General features: G+C 72.1%; 17 protein-coding genes and 1 tRNA gene. 6 read left to right on the forward strand and 12 right to left on the reverse strand.

All coding sequences use genetic code 11. The features are described 5' to 3' along the window. Positions 1-71: 71 nt before the first annotated feature. The 7 genes from ACTWO6_RS23590 to ACTWO6_RS23620 form a co-directional block, all read right to left on the reverse strand. Positions 72-782: an ABC transporter ATP-binding protein gene (locus ACTWO6_RS23590; RefSeq protein WP_446215975.1), complete on the reverse strand. Its 711-nt coding sequence runs from the start codon at positions 780-782 to the stop codon at positions 72-74. Continuing rightward, on the reverse strand, positions 772-1,692 hold the full coding sequence (locus tag ACTWO6_RS23595; RefSeq protein ID WP_446215976.1) for an ABC transporter ATP-binding protein: 921 nt from the start codon (positions 1,690-1,692) through the stop codon (positions 772-774). Before ACTWO6_RS23595 ends, ACTWO6_RS23590 begins: the two co-directional genes overlap by 11 nt. Next, entirely contained in the window at positions 1,685-2,839 is a 1,155-nt protein-coding gene (locus ACTWO6_RS23600) for a branched-chain amino acid ABC transporter permease (protein WP_446215977.1), read from the reverse strand. The genes ACTWO6_RS23595 and ACTWO6_RS23600 overlap by 8 nt, the downstream gene beginning before the upstream one ends. Beyond that, a complete protein-coding gene (locus ACTWO6_RS23605; RefSeq protein ID WP_446215978.1) occupies positions 2,836-3,786 on the reverse strand; it encodes a branched-chain amino acid ABC transporter permease in 951 nt (316 codons plus the stop codon). Before ACTWO6_RS23605 ends, ACTWO6_RS23600 begins: the two co-directional genes overlap by 4 nt. Before the next feature lie 97 nt (positions 3,787-3,883). Next, complete coding sequence (locus tag ACTWO6_RS23610) at positions 3,884-5,047, reverse strand: branched-chain amino acid ABC transporter substrate-binding protein (RefSeq protein ID WP_446215979.1); 1,164 nt, start codon at positions 5,045-5,047, stop codon at positions 3,884-3,886. A 258-nt stretch (positions 5,048-5,305) separates the two neighbouring features. Next, complete coding sequence (locus tag ACTWO6_RS23615) at positions 5,306-6,475, reverse strand: hypothetical protein (protein WP_446215980.1); 1,170 nt, start codon at positions 6,473-6,475, stop codon at positions 5,306-5,308. 159 nt (positions 6,476-6,634) lie between these two features. Next, on the reverse strand, positions 6,635-7,255 hold the full coding sequence (locus ACTWO6_RS23620) for an ANTAR domain-containing response regulator (RefSeq protein ID WP_446215981.1): 621 nt from the start codon (positions 7,253-7,255) through the stop codon (positions 6,635-6,637). A 94-nt stretch (positions 7,256-7,349) separates the two neighbouring features. On the opposite strand from ACTWO6_RS23620, the gene ACTWO6_RS23625 reads away from it, so the two are divergent. The 3 genes from ACTWO6_RS23625 to ACTWO6_RS23635 all read left to right on the forward strand — a co-directional run bounded on the left by ACTWO6_RS23625 (position 7,350) and on the right by ACTWO6_RS23635 (position 8,929). Continuing rightward, positions 7,350-7,426 (forward strand) — tRNA-Leu (locus ACTWO6_RS23625). A 31-nt stretch (positions 7,427-7,457) separates the two neighbouring features. Beyond that, positions 7,458-8,207 (forward strand): terminase gpP N-terminus-related DNA-binding protein, encoded by a 750-nt coding sequence (locus ACTWO6_RS23630; protein ID WP_446215982.1) that lies wholly within the window; start codon positions 7,458-7,460, stop codon positions 8,205-8,207. 71 nt (positions 8,208-8,278) lie between these two features. Further along, positions 8,279-8,929: an NAD-dependent epimerase/dehydratase family protein gene (locus ACTWO6_RS23635; protein WP_446215983.1), complete on the forward strand. Its 651-nt coding sequence runs from the start codon at positions 8,279-8,281 to the stop codon at positions 8,927-8,929. Between the two features lie 7 nt (positions 8,930-8,936). On the opposite strand, the gene ACTWO6_RS23640 is transcribed toward ACTWO6_RS23635, so the two are convergent. After that, positions 8,937-10,097: a trans-sulfuration enzyme family protein gene (locus tag ACTWO6_RS23640; RefSeq protein WP_446215984.1), complete on the reverse strand. Its 1,161-nt coding sequence runs from the start codon at positions 10,095-10,097 to the stop codon at positions 8,937-8,939. Between the two features lie 102 nt (positions 10,098-10,199). Here ACTWO6_RS23640 and ACTWO6_RS23645 point away from each other — a divergent pair, with 102 nt between their 5' ends. The 3 genes from ACTWO6_RS23645 to ACTWO6_RS23655 all read left to right on the forward strand — a co-directional run bounded on the left by ACTWO6_RS23645 (position 10,200) and on the right by ACTWO6_RS23655 (position 13,404). Continuing rightward, positions 10,200-10,679: an Lrp/AsnC family transcriptional regulator gene (locus tag ACTWO6_RS23645; protein WP_130338252.1), complete on the forward strand. Its 480-nt coding sequence runs from the start codon at positions 10,200-10,202 to the stop codon at positions 10,677-10,679. A 45-nt stretch (positions 10,680-10,724) separates the two neighbouring features. Continuing rightward, positions 10,725-11,735 (forward strand): LLM class flavin-dependent oxidoreductase, encoded by a 1,011-nt coding sequence (locus ACTWO6_RS23650; protein ID WP_446215985.1) that lies wholly within the window; start codon positions 10,725-10,727, stop codon positions 11,733-11,735. A 235-nt stretch (positions 11,736-11,970) separates the two neighbouring features. Continuing rightward, positions 11,971-13,404, forward strand: a complete 1,434-nt coding sequence (locus tag ACTWO6_RS23655; RefSeq protein ID WP_446215986.1) for a pyridoxal-dependent decarboxylase — start codon at positions 11,971-11,973, stop codon at positions 13,402-13,404. 523 nt (positions 13,405-13,927) lie between these two features. Here the strand turns inward: ACTWO6_RS23655 and ACTWO6_RS23660 are convergent. From ACTWO6_RS23660 to pyk, 4 genes are all read right to left on the reverse strand, one after another. Beyond that, positions 13,928-14,926, reverse strand: coding sequence for a sulfite exporter TauE/SafE family protein (locus tag ACTWO6_RS23660; protein ID WP_446215987.1), 999 nt, complete (start codon positions 14,924-14,926; stop codon positions 13,928-13,930). A gap of 122 nt (positions 14,927-15,048) precedes the next feature. Then, positions 15,049-15,519 (reverse strand): RrF2 family transcriptional regulator, encoded by a 471-nt coding sequence (locus ACTWO6_RS23665; RefSeq protein ID WP_446215988.1) that lies wholly within the window; start codon positions 15,517-15,519, stop codon positions 15,049-15,051. Between the two features lie 78 nt (positions 15,520-15,597). Continuing rightward, on the reverse strand, positions 15,598-16,479 hold the full coding sequence (locus tag ACTWO6_RS23670; protein ID WP_446215989.1) for an acyl-CoA thioesterase: 882 nt from the start codon (positions 16,477-16,479) through the stop codon (positions 15,598-15,600). Next, positions 16,476-17,924, reverse strand: coding sequence for a pyruvate kinase (gene pyk / locus ACTWO6_RS23675; protein ID WP_446215990.1), 1,449 nt, complete (start codon positions 17,922-17,924; stop codon positions 16,476-16,478). The genes ACTWO6_RS23670 and pyk overlap by 4 nt, the downstream gene beginning before the upstream one ends. Between the last annotated feature and the right edge of the window lie 14 nt (positions 17,925-17,938).

Raw genomic sequence — 17,938 nt, forward strand, 5'->3', positions numbered from 1 at the left:
CGGCGCGCCCGGCGCGAAAACGCCCACGGCCGGCCACCCCGCTAGGGGCGGCCGGCCGCGTCGGTACGACCTCAGGCAACGCCGAGGTACGCCTCCTTGACCGCCGGGTCGTGCAGCAGGTCCTGGCCGGACCCCTCCTTGACGATCCGGCCGGTCTCCAGCACGTACCCCCGGTGGGCGCGAGAGAGCGCCTGCTGGGCGTTCTGCTCCACCAGCAGGATGGTGGTGCCCTGCTCGTTGATCCGGGTGATGATCTCGAAGATCTGCTGGATCAGCATCGGGGCGAGCCCCATCGAGGGCTCGTCGAGCAGCAGCAGTCGCGGCCGGGCCATCAGCGCCCGAGCGACCGCCAGCATCTGCTGCTCACCGCCGGAGAGGGTGCCGCCGGCCTGCTTGCGCCGCTCGGCCAGCCGGGGGAAGAGGTCCATCACCATCTTCATGTCCTCGGCGATGCCGCCCCGGTCCCGGCGGGTGTACGCCCCCATCTCCAGGTTCTCCAGGACGGTCATGCCGGGGAAGACGCCCCGGCCCTCGGGCGCCTGCCCGATGCCCCGGACCACCCGCAGGTCGGCCCGCATCCGGGTGACGTCCGTGCCGTCGAAGACGATCGAGCCCTGGGCCACCGGGCGGAGCCCGGAGATGGCCCGCATGGTGGTGGTCTTGCCGGCGCCGTTGGCGCCGATCAGGGCCACCACCTCACCCTCGTTGACCGCCAGGCTGATCCCGTGCAGCGCCTGGATCCGCCCGTACAGCAGGGTCAGGTCCTTGATCTCAAGCAGCATCGGTCGGCACCCCCAGGTACGCCGCGATCACCTTCGGGTCCTCGCGGACCTCGGCCGGCAGGCCCTCGGCGATCTTCTTGCCGAACTCCAGCACCACGATCCGATCGGTCACGCCCATGACGAGACGCATGTCGTGCTCGATCAGCAGCACCGTCGTGCCGTTGTCCCGAATCTTACGGATCAGGCCGAGCAACTCCTCCTTCTCCGCCGGGGTGAAGCCGGCGGCCGGCTCGTCCAGGCAGAGCAGGGTGGGATCGGTGGCCAGGGCCCGGGCGATCTCCAACCGCCGCTGCTCGCCGTACGAGAGGTTGCGCGACAGCTCGCCGGCGCGCCGCTCGATACCGACGAAGCGCAACAGCTCGTACGCCTTGTCCCGGCCCTGCCGCTCCTCCCGCCAGTGCCGGGGCAGCCGGAACATCGCGGAGATCACGCTGGTCCTGTGGTGGGCGTCCGCGCCCACCATCACGTTCTCCAGCGCGGTCATCTCCGGGAAGAGCCGGATGTTCTGGAACGTCCGGGCGATGCCGGCCTTGGTGATCCAGGACCGGCGCCTGCCGTTGGTGCGCTGCCCCTTGAACCGGATCTCGCCCTCGGTGGGCCGGTAGACGCCGGTCATCGCGTTGAAGCAGGTCGTCTTGCCGGCGCCGTTCGGGCCGATCAGGCCGAGGATCTCCCCCTTGTACAGGGTGAACGCGACGTCGTTGAGGGCGACCACACCGCCGAAGCGGAGGGTGACGTGGTCGACCTCCAGCAGCGGCTCCCGGCCGGCCGGATCCGTGGCGCCGGGGGTGGACTCCACCGGCGTGTCCGAACCCTTCTCCGGCGGGGTGCCGACGGTGCTGCGACCGTCGTCGGCGATGTCCCGCTCGCTGGTCTCGTCCCGCTCGCTGTGCATCTGCGGCTCACTCATTGGGCACCGTCTCCTGGGGAACCGCTTCCTTGCGCCGGTCTGCGAACTCGGCCGCCCGCCGCCGGTTGGGCACGATGCCCTGCGGTCGGAAGATCATCATGACGATGACGACCAGGCCGAAGATGAGGATCCGGTACTCGGCCGCGTTGAACTCGACCCCGATCAGGTCGCCGGCGCCGCGCAGCCACTCCGGCAGGTACCAGGTGATCGCGCCACCGACGATGGCGCCCTTGATGTTGCCGGCACCGCCGAGAATGACCGCGGCGAGCACCAGGATCGAGCTTTCCAGCTGGAAGCTGTCCGAGTTGATGAACGTCTGCTTGCCGGCGAAGATCGCGCCGGTGAGGCCACCGACCGCCGCGCCGATGGCGAACGCCCAGAGCTTGTACTTGAACGTCGGCACGCCCATGATCTCGGCGGCGTCCTCGTCCTCCCGGATGGCGACCCAGGCCCGGCCGACCCGGCTGTTGGCCAGGTTCCGCATCGCGAAGATGATCACGATGATCAGGGTCAGGATCAGCCAGTAGTAGGGCTTGGAGTCCACCACGCCGAAGAGCGGCTTGCCGTCCGAGCCGGTGCCCGGCGGGTGCGGCACCTGCGGGATGCCCCGCTGGCCTCCGAGCAGGCCGTCCTGCCGAGCGGCGTAGAGCCGGATCATCTCGGCGAAGCCGAGGGTCACGATGGCCAGGTAGTCACCGCGCAGCCGCAGGGTCGGACCACCGAGGATCACCCCGGAGATCATCGCCACCGCGATCGCCACCGGCACCGCCGCCAGCCACGGCCAGTTCGTTCCGAACCGGCTCTCCGGCGAGGTCAACAGCGCCACGGTGTACGCGCCGACCGCGTAGAAGCCGAAGTAGCCGAGGTCGAGCAGGCCGGTGAAGCCGACCACGACGTTCAGACCGACCGCCAGCAGGACGAAGATCGCGGTGTCGAAGAGCACCGCCGCGAAATCCGACTTGGTGGTGTAGAAGGCGAAGTACTCGCTGCCGATCGGGAAGCCCAGGTACTCGTAGAACCACTTGTTGGGCAGGATGTAGAGCAGTACCACCAGCGCCGCGATCGCGGTCCAGCGCACCTGCTTCGGCATCGCCGCCCAGCGACCCTTGAGCGCCGAGGTCCGTCCCTTGTTCACGGTGGCGGTCATGCGCGCGCCCTCCCGAGAGATTCGCCGAGCAGGCCGGTGGGCCGGAACATCAGCAGCACGACCAGCAGCACGAAACCGGTGAAGTCCTTCCATTCTCCACCGAAGAGCCCGGCCGCGTAGTTCTCCACCACCCCTAGCAGCAGACCGCCGAGCAGCGCGCCCCGCAGGTTGCCGATGCCGCCGAGCACCGCGGCCGAGAACGCCTTGAGCCCGATCAGGAAGCCGACGTTGAACTTGGTGTAGCCGTAGCGGACGTCCCAGAGCAGGGCGGCCACGCCGGCCATGATGCCGCCGAGCACGAAGACCAGCAGGATGACCCGGTTCTTGTTGACGCCCATCAGGGCGGCGGTGTCCGGGTCCTGGGCGACGGCGCGGATGCCCCGCCCGAGCCGGCTGCGGTTCACGAACTGGTCCAGGCCGACCATCATCAGCAGGGTCACGGCGAGGATCAGCAGCTGGACGTTGGTCACCGCGGCGCCGAAGACGGTGAAGACCGTCTCCGACGGGATCAGCGTCGGCATGCCGAACGGCGCGCGCTCGGTGCTGATGCCGAACGACTCGGAGAGCACGAACGAGGCGCCGATGGCGGTGATGAGGAAGGCCAGTGGCGGGGCGTTCCGCCGGCGCAGCGGGCGGTAGGCGACCAGTTCGACGGTGACCGCGGTCGCCGCCGAGGCGACCATCGCGACGGCGAGGCCGGCGAGGATCGCCACGATCAGCGGGCCGAAGGCCGGCGCCGGGGAGTTCTGGTTGTAGCCGAGGGCCTCCCAGGTCCACAGGGCGGTGAAGGTACCGACCATGAAGACCTCGGAGTGGGCGAAGTTGATCAGGCGCAGGACGCCGTACACCAGGGTGTAACCGAGGGCGACGAGCGCGTAGATCGCGCCCTGTTCCAGCCCGGTGATGGTCAGTGCCGGGAAGTTCCCGAACAGCTCATCGAAGTTCAAGTGAGGGCTCCAACTGTTGCGGCCAAGCGGCGCGGCCGGGAGGAAGACTCCCGGCCGCACACACCTGGTGTCCCGTGGCGGGACCGGACAGAACCGGTCAGGCCTTGGGGATCTCGATGTCGGGGACGACCTTGCCCGCGTTCACCTTGAACGCCCAGACCAGCACCTGGGTCGGGTCCAGCTCACCGTTGGCCTCGAACTTGTAGGTCACGCCGGTGGCGCCGCCCGCCTTGTTGTACTCGTTGATGAACTTCAGCAGGTCAGCCCGGGTGCCCTTGCCGGCCTTGATGCCCTCGAGCATGATCTTGGTGATGTCGTACGACACGTCGGCGTAGGTGCCCGGCTCGGCGTTGTCGAAGGCCGCCTTGTAGTCGGTCACGAAGGTGCCCTTGGCCGCGGTGGCCGGGGCGCACGGGCAGGTCAGGATCGTGCCCTCGGCGACCTGCTCGCCGGCGACCTTGATGAAGTTGGCGTCGTTGACGCCGTCACCGGCGACCATCGTGCCCTTCCAGCCCGCGCCCTTGAGCTGCTTGAGCAGCAGGCCGGCCTCGGTGTAGTAGCCACCGAAGAAGAGGACGTTCGCGCCGCTGCTCTGGATCTTGGTCACCACGGCGGAGAAGTTGGTCTGCTTGACCTGGATCTTGTCCTCGCCGGCGGGGGTGCCGATGATCTTCTTGACCTCGTCCACCAGGCCCGCGCCGTACGCCGACTGGTCGTCAACGACGTAGACCTTGTCGGCCTTGAGCACGTTCTTGATGTAGCGACCGGCGGCCGGGCCCTGGGAGGTGTCGTTACCGACGCCCCGGTGGAAGATCTTCCAGTTCTTGGTGCTCAGGCTCGGGCGGGTGGCCGACGGGGTGATGATCGGCAGCTCGGCCTGGTCGAAGATCGGGTCGGCCACCTCGGACTCGCCGGAGAAGGCGGGGCCGATGATGCCGACGACCTTGCTGTCGCCGACCGCCTGCTGGGCCAGCGGGGCGGCCTTGGCCGGGTCACCCTGCGAGTCGTACTCGGCCAGGTTGACCTTGCAGTCCGCGTTGTCCTTGTTGTACTGGTCGATGGCCAGCTTGGTGCCGTTGCGCATGTGGATACCGAGACCCGCGGCGTCACCGGTCAGCGGGCCGAAGAAGCCGATCTTCAGGTCGCAGGCGGCCTTCCCGCCGCCGGCCTCATTACCGCTGTCGGCCTTGCAGGCCGCGCCACTGAAAACGAGCGCGGTGATGGCCACGCCACCAAGCACCCGTGCGAGCTTCTGCCTCACGGCTCGTACCCTCCTCCGTCCGAAGGCCCGGACCACCCACCGCGAATTGGACCTTGCGAAGGTTGGCCGGACCGACCGCGATCCCGGTCTGGGCCGGGACGTTATCCCACCGGCGGGGTATGCCGTAAGACCTAGATAGCGGGGTTGACCTAACCGTTACGTTGAGTGGCCGGATTCACGGATGTGCTGTAACACACGCGCCCGCGAGATGGGAAAATCGGACATCCGACACCGGGCGGAAACCCGCTGGTGGGAAGGTCAGCCGGGGCTCCACGGCCCGCGCGCCGACCAGATCGTGGCCCCAAAGTTGTTGTCCTCCAGCAACAGAACGGCCTCCCCGGCACCGGCCACCGCCACCGTGCGGTCGCTGCCCGGCGGCACCGCCACCGGCAGGGCCACCGGCGACCAGGCCGCGCCATCCCGGGAGAACCACCCGGCACCGGTCATCCCGCCCGCGACCACCGCGAGCGCACCGTCGGCGACCGCGGCCAGCCCCCATACCCGGCCCGGCCGGGCCGTCCCCGCGCCGCCGAAACCGCCGCCCGCGCGCCAGCTCCCGCCGTCACCCAGCCAGGCGCCCAGGCCGTCACCCCGGCGGCCGACGGCCACCGCGCGCTCCCCCACCCGGACCACCCGCTGCAGGTCCGCGTCGGCCCCGGCGGCCGGCAGCACCGCGCGCCGCCAGGCCCGACCGTCCGGCGAGGTCCACACCGCCGGATCGACGCCGGTACGCCCCGACGGCAGCACCGAGCCCACCATGAGCCACCCCGACGCCGTCGCCGTGCCGTCCGCCGCCCACGGCCGGCCGGCCGCCTCCGTGGCCAGCCCCGGCACCCCGCTCACCAGCCGGAAATCCGTCCCGTCGGCGGAGACCCAGGCCGCCGCCCCGGTGGCCCGGTTACCGGCGATCAGCCAGCCGCGCGGGCCCCCCGCGATGCGGCCCACGTTGACCGCGTCCGGGCCGCCGAACACCTCGAACTCGGCCGGCACCTCCACCAGCGAGCCGTCGGCGACCTGCCGCCAGGTGCTGATCCGCGGATTGCCGTGCACGCCGCCGCTCCTGCCGCCCACCGCGGCCAGCCGGCCGTCCCGGCAGCCCGCCGCGGTCAGCACGTTCTCCTCGCCGTACGGGCTGCGCGGCACCGGACGCAGCGCCGTCCAGGCGAGGCCGTCGACGCTGGTCCAGGCCGCCGGGCGGGTGCCACCCGCCGCGTCGGCGACCGCCCCCACCACGAACCACCGGCCCGCGCAGGCCGTCGCGTCCCGCAGCAGCAGCCGCCCGGACGCGCCGGGCGGCGCCGGCAGCGTCACCGGCTGCCACGCGGGGCGGGCCGGCTCCGGCGCCGGGTCGGCGTGCCCGGTCGACCGGCAGCCGGCCAGCAGCACGGCCGCCAGGCCGAGCACCGCCAGGGGACGCCGAGCACGCATGGCCGCGATCGTATCGACCGCCGACGAGCTACGGGGGGCGCCGACGCGCGAATTCCCGCGCCGGCGATCCGTCGAGCGCGGGCCTTCGCGACCGGTCCGCCGCGCGGACGTGCGCCGATCGCGCGGGGGTGCGGGGCGATCGGGACGTGGGACGGGCGGTCAGGAGGCGGGCTCGGTCACCTCGCCGCCGGCGGTCTCGGTGAGGATCCGCTCGGCGACCTCCTTCATGGTCATCCGGTGGTCCATCGCGGTGCGCTGGATCCACTTGAACGCCTGCGGCTCGCTCATCCCGTACGTGGTCATCAGCGCGCCCTTGGCGCGCTCCACGGTCTTGCGGATCTCCAGCCGGTCGGTGAGGCCGGCCACCTCCGCCTCCAGCGCGGCGATCTCCGAGTAGCGGGAGAGGGCGATCTCCACCGCCGGCACCAGGTCGCTCTTCTGGAACGGCTTGACCAGGTACGCCATCGCGCCGGCCGCCCGGGCCCGCTCCACCAGGTCCCGCTGGCTGAACGCGGTCAGGATGATCACCGGGGCGATCCGGGCGCCGGCGATCCGCTCGGCGGCGGCCAGCCCGTCCATGATCGGCATCTTGATGTCGAGGATGACCAGGTCCGGCTTCAGCTCCTCGGCGAGCTTGACGGCGGTCTCGCCGTCACCGGCCTCGCCGACCACCTCGTAACCCTCTTCGACCAGCATCTCGGCCAGGTCAAGCCGGATGAGCGCCTCGTCCTCGGCGATCAGCACCCGCCTGCGCTCAGCGTCCGTCTGCGTCTCGGCCACGAGCCACTCCCACCAGTCTGAGCCCGACACCCGCCGTGCCGGGTGTCGCCGCCCTTAGCGTAGTGGGTAGTCTGTCAACGCCGAATCACGGAAGGCCCCTGTACTCCAACCGGAAGAGAGACGGAGCTCAAACCTCCGACAGTGTGGGTTCGAGTCCCACCGGGGGCACCAAAGTGTCGTACGGGCGTTCGAAAATGAACCCGTGCACTCGCTTGAGATCCGCTCCCGCGCCCGTCAGCAGTACCTGGCCGGCAACACTGTCGCAGAGGTCGCCCGCCACCTCGGCCTGCCCTACCCGACAGCTCGGCACTGGTGCAAGGATCGAGCGGAACCGAAGCAACTGGGCAGCCAGGTGCGCTGCTTCCGTTGCCGTTCAGTCGTCGACAATCCGACAGACCCGGCGTCCTACGTCTACCTCCTCGGCCTCTACCTGGGCGACGGCCATCTGGTCACTACGGCGCACGTCCCCGTCCTCCGCATCTACTGCTCGGACGCCTGGCCGAACCTGATCGAACTCTGCGACCGTGCGATGCGGGACGTCATGGCGAGTTCCGTCCAACGGGTCCAGAAGCAGGGGTGCGTAGGAGTGCAGAGCTACGGCGTCCACTGGCCCTGTCTCTTCCCCCAGCACGGGCCCGGCAAGAAGCACGAGCGCCCGATCGTCCTGGCCGACTGGCAGCGAGAGATCGTCGAGCGCCACCCCGGCGACTTCCTGCGCGGCCTCTTCCACTCCGACGGCTGGCGGGGCAGCAATCGGATCACCGTCCGCGGCAAGCGATACGTCTACCCGCGCTACATGTTCATCAACGAGTCCGCCGACATCATGGGCCTCTGCCGGTGGGCGCTGGACCTGCTCGGCATCGACTGGAGGATGAACCGCCGCAACTCCCTCTCCGTCGCCCGCCGGGAGGCCGTCGCCGCCCTCGACCGGCACGTCGGCCCGAAGTCCTGACCGGCCTATGCTCCTGCCATGACCCCCACCGGATCCCCGGCACCCGCCCCGCGCACCCGTCCCGACGCCGCATGAGGGTCGTCGTCTTCGGCGCGACCGGCATGGTCGGGCAGGGCGTGCTGCGGGAGTGCCTGCTCGCCGATGACGTGGAGAGCGTGCTGGTCGTCGGCCGCACCGGCACCGGGCTACGGCACCCGAAGCTGCGCGAAATCATCCACCGCGACTTCACGGACTTCGCCCCGATCGCCGACGAGCTCGCCGGCCTCGACGCCTGCTTCTACTGCCTCGGGGTCTCCGCGGCCGGGCTGAACGAGGCGGACTACACCCGCGTCACCTACGACTACACGCTCGCGGCGGCCCGCACCCTCGCCGCGACGAGCCCCGGCCTCACCTTCGTCTACGTCTCCGGGGCCGGCACCGATTCGTCGGAGCGGGGGCGGGCCAGGTGGGCGCGGGTCAAGGGCCGGACGGAGAACGCGGTGCTCGCGCTCCTGCCCAACGGGTACGCCTTCCGACCGGGCTTCATCCAGCCGATGCACGGCGCGGTGTCGAAGACCGGCTGGTACCGGGTGCTGTACCGGATGACGACGCCGCTCTATCCGGTGCTGCGCCGGCTCTTCCCGGGTCAGGTCACGACCACCGAGCTGGTCGGCCGCGCGATGCTGCGGGTGGCCCGGGAAGGCTCTCCCCGGCGGGTGCTGGAGAGCCGCGACCTGGGTTGAGGGGCGCTCAGCCGATCGCGGCGAGCGCCCGTTCCAGGTCGGCACGGAGGTCCTCCGGGTCCTCCAGCCCGACGGAGACCCGCAGCAGCCCGCCGCACGGCTTGGCCTCCCCCGCCACCGGCCGGTGGGTCAGCGACGCCGGGTGCTGGATCAGGGTGTCCACCCCGCCGAGCGACACCGCGTGGGTGATCAGCTCGCAGGCCCCGGCGACGGCCGCCGCGGCGGGCGCGCCGCCGCGTACCTCGAAGGCGAGCAGGCTGCCGGTGCCGGACATCTGCCGGCCGACCAGCCCGGCGGGGTCGTACACCGACGGGTGGTGGACCCGCTCGACGGCGGGGTGGCCGGCGAGCCAGCTGGCCAGCTTCTCCGCCCCGGCCTGCTGGGCGCGGACCCGCAGCGGCAGCGTCTGCAGGCCGCGGTGCAGCAGGTACGCGCCGAGCGGGTGCAGGATCGCCCCGGTGACGGCGCGGACCTGGCGCAGCCGGGTGGCCCAGCCGGAATCGCAGGCGACCACGCCGGCGAGGACGTCGCCGTGGCCGCCGATGCTCTTGGTGGCGCTGTGCAGCACCAGCGCGGCGCCGTGCCGGGCGGGCTGCTGGAGCACAGGGGTGGCGACGGTGTTGTCGACCAGCAGGGGGACGTCGCCGGCGGCGTCGGCCAGGGCAGCGATGTCGACCAGGTCGAGGGTGGGGTTGGCCGGGGTCTCGACGATGACCAGCGCGGTGTCGGGGCGGACGGCTGCGGCGACCTCGTCCGGGCGGGCCCAGGTGACCTCGGTGCCGAGCAGGCCGGTGGCGAGCACGTGGTCGGTGCCGCCGTAGAGGGGGCGGACGGCGACGACGTGGCGTTTCCCGTCGCGGGTGGCGGCGAGCAGGGCGGCGGTGAGGGCGGCCATGCCGCTGGCGAAGGCGACGGCCTCGGCGGTGCCCTCGAGTTCGGCGAGCGCGGTCTCGAACCGGGCCACGGTGGGGTTCCAGAGCCGCTGGTAGACGGCGCTGCCGCCGGCCGGGAGGGTGCCGCCGGTGGCGAGGGTCTCGTACGCGTCGCCGCCGTCGTCGACCGACGGCAGCGGGTTGGTGGTGGAGAGGTCGATGGGCGGCACGTGGACGCCGAGACCGGCGAGGTCGTCGCGCCCGGCGTGCACGGCTCTGGTGTCCACGGCTGTCATGACCGGAAGGGTCGAACATCAGCCCAGCAAGAGGCAATAGGTGCGAAGAAGATTCTGCTGCCAGCCCTTCCAACGTTCCACGGTTCGGTGAAGGATGCTCACATGCCCGTTGCACCGAATGATGTGCGGCCGTTCGCGGCCCTGGACGACGTCGACCGCGCGATCCTGACCGAGCTGGCCGCCGACGGCCGGCTGCCGAACAACGCCCTCGCCGAGCGGGTGGGGGTGGCGCCGTCGACGTGCCTGACCCGGACCCGGGCGCTGCGCGAGTGCGGGGCGATCCGGGGCTTCCACGCCGAGGTCGATCCGGCCGCGGTGGGACTGCCGTTGCAGGCGCTGGTGTCGGTGCGGCTGACCGCGCACGAACGGGCGGCGGTGGACGCGTTCCGAGCCCGGTCGGTCCGACTGCCGGGGGTGGTGTCGGTGTTCCACGTGGCCGGCGCGGAGGACTACGTGCTGCACGTGCGGGCGGCCTCCGGGGACGCGCTGCGGGACTTCGTGCTCGACCACCTGGCGGTGGATCCGGCAGTGCAGCACACCCAGACCAGCCTGATCTTCGAGCAGGCGCGCGGTATGGGCTAGAGCACCAGCCGGAACAATTCCGGCGTGGGAGGGGTTGCTCCACGCGTGATCGACGTACCGTTGTCTGTTCTTGATCTTGCTCCCGTGGCCCGTGGGGCGACCTCCGGCGAGGCGCTGCGGCACACCACCGAGCTGGCCCGCCGCACCGAGGAGCTGGGCTACCGCCGGTTCTGGGTGGCCGAGCACCACAACATGCCGGCGATCGCCAGCTCCGCCCCGGCGGTGCTGCTCGCCCACCTGGCCGGCAACACCTCGACGATCCGGCTGGGCTCGGGCGGGGTGATGCTGCCCAACCACGCGCCGCTGGTGGTGGCCGAGCAGTTCGGCACCCTGGAGGCGCTGCACCCGGGCCGGATCGACCTGGGCATCGGCCGGGCGCCGGGCACCGACCAGGTGACCGCGCTGGCGCTGCGCCGAACCATGGAGGGGCTGTCGGCCGAGGGGTTCCCCCGGGAGCTGGCGGACCTGATGAACTACTTCAGCGGCGAGGAGCCGGGGCCGATCACGGCCACCCCGGGGCGCGGCCAGTCCCCGGCGGTGTGGCTGCTCGGGTCGAGCGGGTTCAGCGCCCAGCTCGCCGGGCTGCTCGGGCTGCCGTTCTCGTTCGCGCACCACTTCAGCGCGCAGAACACCCTGCCCGCGCTGGCGCTGTACCGGCAGAGCTTCCGGCCGTCGCGCTGGCTGGAGCAGCCGTACGCGATGGTCGCGGTGAACGTGGTCTGCGCGGAGACCGACGAGCGGGCGGAGTGGCTGGCCGGGCCGAGCTCGCTGTCGTTCCTGAAGCTGCGCTCGGGTCGCCCGGAGCCGCTGGCCAGCCCGGAGGAGGCGGCGGCGTACCCGTACGACGAGGTGGAGCGCGACTTCGTCCGGCAGCGCCGGGAGGGCCAGGCGATGGGTTCGCCGGAGACGGTGGGCCGGCAGCTGGGCGAGCTGCTGGAGCGCACCGGCGCGGACGAGCTGATGCTGACCACGATGGTGTACGACGTGGCCGACCGGGTGCGCTCCTTCGAGCTGGTAGCCGAGAAGGTGGCCGGTGGCCTGCGTCGGAACGGCTGAAACACGCTCTTCATAGCGACGTCACCCCACCGTCGCGGAGCTCCCATAGCTTTGTGACCGGTGGTGGTACGGCATTCCCGGTCGGGACGGGTCGGGGGTGCTGCGGTGTGGTGCACCGGGTCGCCGACTGTGCGGATTCCGCGGTCGGCGACCCGGTGCCTGCTTTTCCGGGCCGGTTTCCGCGAACCGTGCCGCCCCTTGATCCGGGGGCGGCCCACCTGATCGACTCGGGGTCATGGCAGAGCACATGGACCCCGAGGAGTTCCGGCGCGCCGGCTACGCGGTGGTCGACTGGATCGCGGACTACTGGGCGACGCTCGGGCAGCGACCGGTGACCTCGCAGGACCCGCCGGGCGCGGTGGCCGCCGCGCTGCCGGCCGGCCCGACCGAGCGGGGCGAGCCGGTCGAGGCGGTGCTGGCCGATCTGGACAGTGTGATCGCACCGCGGCTGACCCACTGGCAGCATCCGGGCTTCTTCGGCTACTTCCCGGCCAACACCTCCGGGCCGAGCATTCTCGGCGACCTGGTCAGCTCCGGTCTCGGCGTGCAGGGCATGCTCTGGGCCACCGGTCCGGCCTGCACCGAGCTGGAGACGGTGATGCTGGACTGGCTCGCCGGGCTGCTCGACCTGCCGGAGCGCTTCCGCTCCACCGGCCGGGGCGGCGGAGTGATCCAGGACTCCGCGTCCTCGGCCACGCTGGTCGCCACGCTCGCCGCACTGCATCGGGCCAGCAAGGGCCGCTGGCGGGTGGACGGGATCGACCGGCGCTACCGGGCGTACACGTCCACCCAGGGGCACTCCTCCATCGAGAAGGCCGCCCGGATCGCGGGGCTGGGCGCGGACGGGGTCCGAGCGGTCGAGGTGGACCCGCGGACCCACGCGATGCGCCCCGAGGCGCTCCGGACGGCGATCGAGGCGGACCGGGCCGCCGGGGCGACGCCGGCCATCGTGGTGGCGACGATCGGGACCACCTCCACCACCGCCGTCGACCCACTGCCGGAGATCGGCGCAATCTGCGCGGAGTACGGCGTCTGGCTGCACGTCGACGCCGCGTACGCGGGAGCGGCCGCGGTCTGCCCGGAGCTGCGCTGGTCGCACGCCGGCCTGGAACACGCCGATTCCTACTGCTTCGACCCCCACAAGTGGCTGCTCACCGGCTTCGACTGCGACGCATTCTGGGTGGCCGACCGGGGCGAGCTGATCGAGGCGTTGACGGTGATGCCGGAGTTCCTGCGCAACGCCGCGACCGAGTCCGGCGCGGTGCTCGACTACCGGGACTGGCAGGTGCCACTGGGTCGGCGGTTCCGGGCGCTCAAGCTCTGGTTCGTGCTCCGCTGGTACGGGGTCGAGGGGCTGCGGGCGCACATCCGCACCGGGGTGGCCCTCGCCGACCGCTTCGCCGAACGGATCGAGGCCGACGACCGGTTCGAACTGACCGCCGCGCATCCGTTCTCGCTGGTCTGCTTCCGGCTGCGGGCGGGCGACGAGCCGAACGCCGAGCTGCTGCGCCGGGTCAACGACACCGGGCGGGTGCACCTGACGCACACCCGGGTGGAAGGGCGGTACACGCTGCGGCTGGCGGTCGGCTCGCCGCTGACCACCGAGAAGCACGTCGACGAGGCGTGGGACCTGCTCTCCACAGCCGCCGAAGGCCTGCTGGCCGGCTGACCCGACGACGACCGGCTCGGGGCCGGCGCCCGCCCACGCGACCGCCAGCGCGCGACGTGGGGGCGGCGGCTCCGTGCCGGCCGGGCCACCCACACCCGCCAGCGGTCCGATCAGCGCGCCGATCGCGAGGCCGAAGAGGACGACTACTGGCCAGGGCGTCGGCCAGCCGCCCGCACAGGCCAGCCGTCCACACCGGACAGCCCTCATCGCGAGCGGCGGCCGGGCCGGCAGGGTCTCGCGGACATCCTTTGCTCTGCTTCACCGGAGGCAACAGTGACGCAGAGTCGCGGGACCCGGCGGGCCACCGCCAGCCGCGAACGAGGATGGCGCTGGTCAAGGGGGTGTTGCGTCGGTTGAAGCAGAGCAAAGGGGATGGTGCGGGGAAGCCGGCCGCGCTGGGCTGCAACCGTCGGTGACATACGTCGAGATCTCGCGGCGGCCACGTCGGTGGTCACGGACCTTCGTCGGCCAGCGCCGGGCGGGGGCGAGATCCGCCCCCCGAGGCGCAGCCGTCAGGAGCGGATCAGCCCTCGACGGCCGCAGCCAGTCGACGGGACCCGTCCGCGTCGGCGATCGCGGGCTCGACCGTCCCACTGGCGTCGGTGGCGACCGTCGTCGCCGGGGTGGCGTCGGCGGCGAGCGCCGCGTCGGCGACGGCCCGGGCCCGGCGGGCACGCCGCAACGCGCGGACCGCCAGGACCAGCGCGACCAGCCAGCCGGCGGCGAGCAGCACGTAGAGCAGGGACGGGACCGGCCCGCCCAGCTCGCCGGCGCGGATCAGCGTCCGGGCGTTGGTCAGCACGATCACCCCGCCGATGGTGGCGCCGAGCAGCTGGGCCGGGACGATCCGGACCAGCCAGGCGGCGATCGGCGCGGCGACCAGGCCGCCGACCAGCAGCGCCGCCACGGTGGGCAGCAGGAAGCCCTCGGCGCCGAGTCCGATCAGGAAGCCGGCGCTGGCCGCGCCCGCCACCACGAACTCGGCGGTGTCCACGGAGCCGATCACCTTGCGCGGCTCCATCCGGCCGGACACCAGCAGCGCCGGCGTGGCCACCGGCCCCCAGCCCCCGCCGCCGGTGGCGTCGACGAAGCCGGCCACCAGGCCGAGCGGACCGAGGAACCGCCCGCGCAGCGGGCCGGCGGCCCGGTTGGCGCGCAGCGGTCGGGAGAAGCGCACCAGCAGGTACGCGCCGAGGGTGAACAGGATCGCGGCCATCCAGGGCCCCGCGGCCTCGGTGGAGATGGAGCTCAGGAAGGTGGCGCCGGCGAACGCGCCGATCGCTCCCGGCACGGCGATCCGGCCGACCACCCGCCAGTCGACGTTGCCGAACCGCCAGTGCGCCACCCCGGCCGCGAGCGTCGTGCCGATCTCGGCCAGGTGCACCGACGCGGAGGCGGCGGCCGGCGCCACCCCGGCGAAGAGCAGCAGGGTGGACGAGGTCAACCCGTACGCCATGCCGAGCGCGCCGTCGACCAGCTGCGCCGCGAGCCCGACCAGAGCGAGGATCAGCAGCTTGCGCACGAGCGCCCCCTGACTTTTCGGTATCTCCTATCGACTTGGTCGACAATGCGGCACGGAGACGCTCCGGTCAAGTCCCCTATCCGGTTGATGGGACGCGCCGGACGGACCCGGTGAGGCGCGGGTCAGCTCCAGGCGCGCGGATCGGCGGCGAGCTCGTTGACCCGGCCGGGCAGCGTGCCATTGGCCACGTCGGCGATGGTGACCAGGTCGAGGATCTCCCGCTCGCTGGCCCGCAGCGCGATCCACACGTCCTGCAGGGCCCGCGCGGCGCCCTGGTAGCCGAGTTGCTCCGGTCGCTGCCCCCGGACGTGCGCCAGCGGGCCGTCGATCACCCGGATGACCTCGGCGAGGGAGATCTCCGCCGCCGGCCGGGCCAGCCAGTAGCCGCCCTCCGGGCCGCGCTGGGCGTGCACGATCCCGCCCCGGCGCAGCTGGAGCAGGATGCTCTCCAGGAACTTCGGCGGAATCTCCTGGGCCCGGGCGATCTGCTCGGCGGTCACCGGTCGGCTGCGTTCGGCCGCCGTGCCGTCGGCGACCGAGGCCAGCTCGGCCGCCGCGCGGAGGGCATAGTCGACCCGGGCGGAGAGACGCATGTCGGCAAGGTTAGTCCGCTGATCAGCCGCCCGGGGTGGCGACCCTCGGCCGATCGGTCACGACCCGGCCCCGGCCGGTCAGGCGCCGACGCGGCGGAGCAACCCCTCCTGCACCGCGCTGGCGATGTGCCGGCCGTCGGTGGTGAACATCCGGCCGGTGGCCAGCCCCCGCGCACCGGAGGCGGAAGGGCTCCAGCAGTCGTAGAGGAACCACTCGTCGGCCCGGAACGACCGGTGGAACCAGAGCGCGTGGTCGAGGCTCGCCCCCACCACGCCGCCGGGGCCCCAGACCTCGCCGTGCACCGACAGCACCGAGTCGAGCAGGGTCAGGTCGGAGGCGTACGTCAGGGCGCAGGCGTGCAGCAGCGGGTCGTCGGGCAGCTTGCCGTCGATCCGCATCCAGACCCGCTGGTACGGGTCGGCGGGCCGGTCACCGGGGCGGACCCAGCCCGGCTCGCCGACGTACCGGACGTCGATCGGGCGCGGGATCTGCCCCCAGATGCCGAGCCGCTCCGGGTAGCGGGAGAGCCGGTCGGTCATGGTGGGCACGTCCTCCGGCCCGGGCACGTCCGGCGGGGTGGGGGCCTGGTGGTCCAGCCCCTCCTCCTGCCGCTGGAACGACGCCGACATGAAGAAGATCGGCTCACCGTGCTGGAACGCCACCGAGCGGCGCACCGAGAAGGAGCGCCCGTCGCGGACGTTCTCCACCTGGTACTCGATCGGCTCGACCGGGTCCCCGGGGCGGACGAAGTAGCCGTGCAGCGAGTGCACGAAGCGTTCCGGGTCGACGGTGCGTCCGGCGGCGACCAGTGCCTGGCCGGCGACCTGACCGCCGTACACCCGCTGCGGGCCGACCGGCGGGCTCATCCCTCGGAAGGTCATCTCGCCGGTGTGGTCGAGGTCGAGGACCTCCAGCAGCTGGTCGACCGCGGCCTGGCCGGCCGGCGGACGCTCGGTCACCGCAGGGCCCGCGCGGAGGCGGCGTCGACCAGCGAGCCGAGCTGGTGCACGCGCAGGGTGTTGGTGGAGCCCGGGGTGCCGGGCGGGCTGCCGGCCACGATCACCACGTGGTCGCCGGGGTTGGCCCGGTTGAGGCCGAGCAGCGCCTGGTCGACCTGGCGGAACATGTCGTCGGTGTGCTCGACGAACGGCATCAGGAAGGTCTCCACGCCCCAGCAGAGGGCGAGCTGGTTACGCACCTCGGGGACCGGGGTGAAGGCCAGCAGCGGCAGGTCGCAGTGCAGCCGGCTCAGCCGCTTGACGGTGTCGCCGGTCTGCGAGAAGGCGACCAGCGCCTTGGCGCCGATGGCGCGGGCGATCGACGAGGCGGCGACGGTGAGCGCGCCACCGTGGGTACGCGGGTCGTGCTGGAGCCGGGGCACCCCGATCGAGCCGGACTCGGTGGTGGTGATGATCTTCGCCATGGTGCTGACGGTCAGCACCGGGTACTTGCCGACGCTGGTCTCGCCGGAGAGCATCACCGCGTCCGCGCCGTCGAGCACCGCGTTGGCCACGTCCGAGGCCTCGGCGCGGGTCGGCCGGGAATTCTCGATCATGGAGTCGAGCATCTGGGTGGCCACGATGACCGGCTTGGCGTTCTCCCGGCAGAGCTGCACGGCGCGCTTCTGCACCAGCGGCACCTGGTCCAGCGGGAGTTCGACGCCGAGGTCGCCGCGGGCGACCATCACGCCGTCGAAGGCGAGCACGATCGCCTCCAAGTGGTCCACCGCCTCGGGCTTCTCGACCTTGGCCAGCACCGGGCGGAACACGCCCTCCTCGGCCATGATGCCGTGCACCAGCTTGATGTCCTCGGCCGAGCGGACGAAGGAGAGCGCGATCAGGTCGACGCCCAGGCCGAGCGCGAAGCGCAGGTCCGCGGCGTCCTTCTCCGACATCGCCGGCACGCTGACCGCCACGTTGGGCAGCGAGACGCCCTTGTTGTTGGAGACCGGCCCGCCCTCGGTGACCAGGACGCGGATGTCGTTGCCGGTGACGTCGCTGACCTCGACCGCGACCCGGCCGTCATCGATCAGCAGCCGGTCGCCCGGCTTCACCTCCTGCGGCAGCTTGCGGTAGGTGCAGGAGACCCGGTCCTTGGTGCCGAGGATGTCGTCTCCGGTGATCACGACGGAGTCGCCGGTGCGCCACTCGTGCGGGCCGTCGGCGAACCGGCCCAGCCGGATCTTGGGGCCCTGCAGGTCGGCGAGGATCGCCACCGGGTGACCGGCCGCGTCGGCCGCCTCGCGGACCAGGCGGTACACCGACTCGTGGTCCTCGTGGCTGCCGTGGCTGAAGTTGAGCCTCGCCACGTTCATGCCCGCCTCGACCAGGCCCCGGATGCGCTCCGGGGACGAGGTGGCGGGGCCGAGAGTGCAGACGATCTTCGCGCGGCGTGTCACGCCCATCAGGCTAGTCTCTC

Source organism: Micromonospora sp. IBHARD004 (genome assembly GCF_052814115.1).

Coding starts and splice junctions, on each gene's coding strand:
- ACTWO6_RS23640 (WP_446215984.1), bottom strand. CDS start 10,097: ATGACAGCCGTGGACACCAGAGCCGTGCACGCCGGGCGCGACGACCTC.
- ACTWO6_RS23590 (WP_446215975.1), bottom strand. CDS start 782: ATGCTGCTTGAGATCAAGGACCTGACCCTGCTGTACGGGCGGATCCAG.
- ACTWO6_RS23600 (WP_446215977.1), bottom strand. CDS start 2,839: ATGACCGCCACCGTGAACAAGGGACGGACCTCGGCGCTCAAGGGTCGC.
- ACTWO6_RS23635 (WP_446215983.1), top strand. CDS start 8,279: ATGAGGGTCGTCGTCTTCGGCGCGACCGGCATGGTCGGGCAGGGCGTG.
- ACTWO6_RS23665 (WP_446215988.1), bottom strand. CDS start 15,519: ATGCGTCTCTCCGCCCGGGTCGACTATGCCCTCCGCGCGGCGGCCGAG.
- ACTWO6_RS23595 (WP_446215976.1), bottom strand. CDS start 1,692: ATGAGTGAGCCGCAGATGCACAGCGAGCGGGACGAGACCAGCGAGCGG.
- pyk (WP_446215990.1), bottom strand. CDS start 17,924: ATGGGCGTGACACGCCGCGCGAAGATCGTCTGCACTCTCGGCCCCGCC.
- ACTWO6_RS23655 (WP_446215986.1), top strand. CDS start 11,971: ATGGCAGAGCACATGGACCCCGAGGAGTTCCGGCGCGCCGGCTACGCG.
- ACTWO6_RS23645 (WP_130338252.1), top strand. CDS start 10,200: ATGCCCGTTGCACCGAATGATGTGCGGCCGTTCGCGGCCCTGGACGAC.
- ACTWO6_RS23615 (WP_446215980.1), bottom strand. CDS start 6,475: ATGCGTGCTCGGCGTCCCCTGGCGGTGCTCGGCCTGGCGGCCGTGCTG.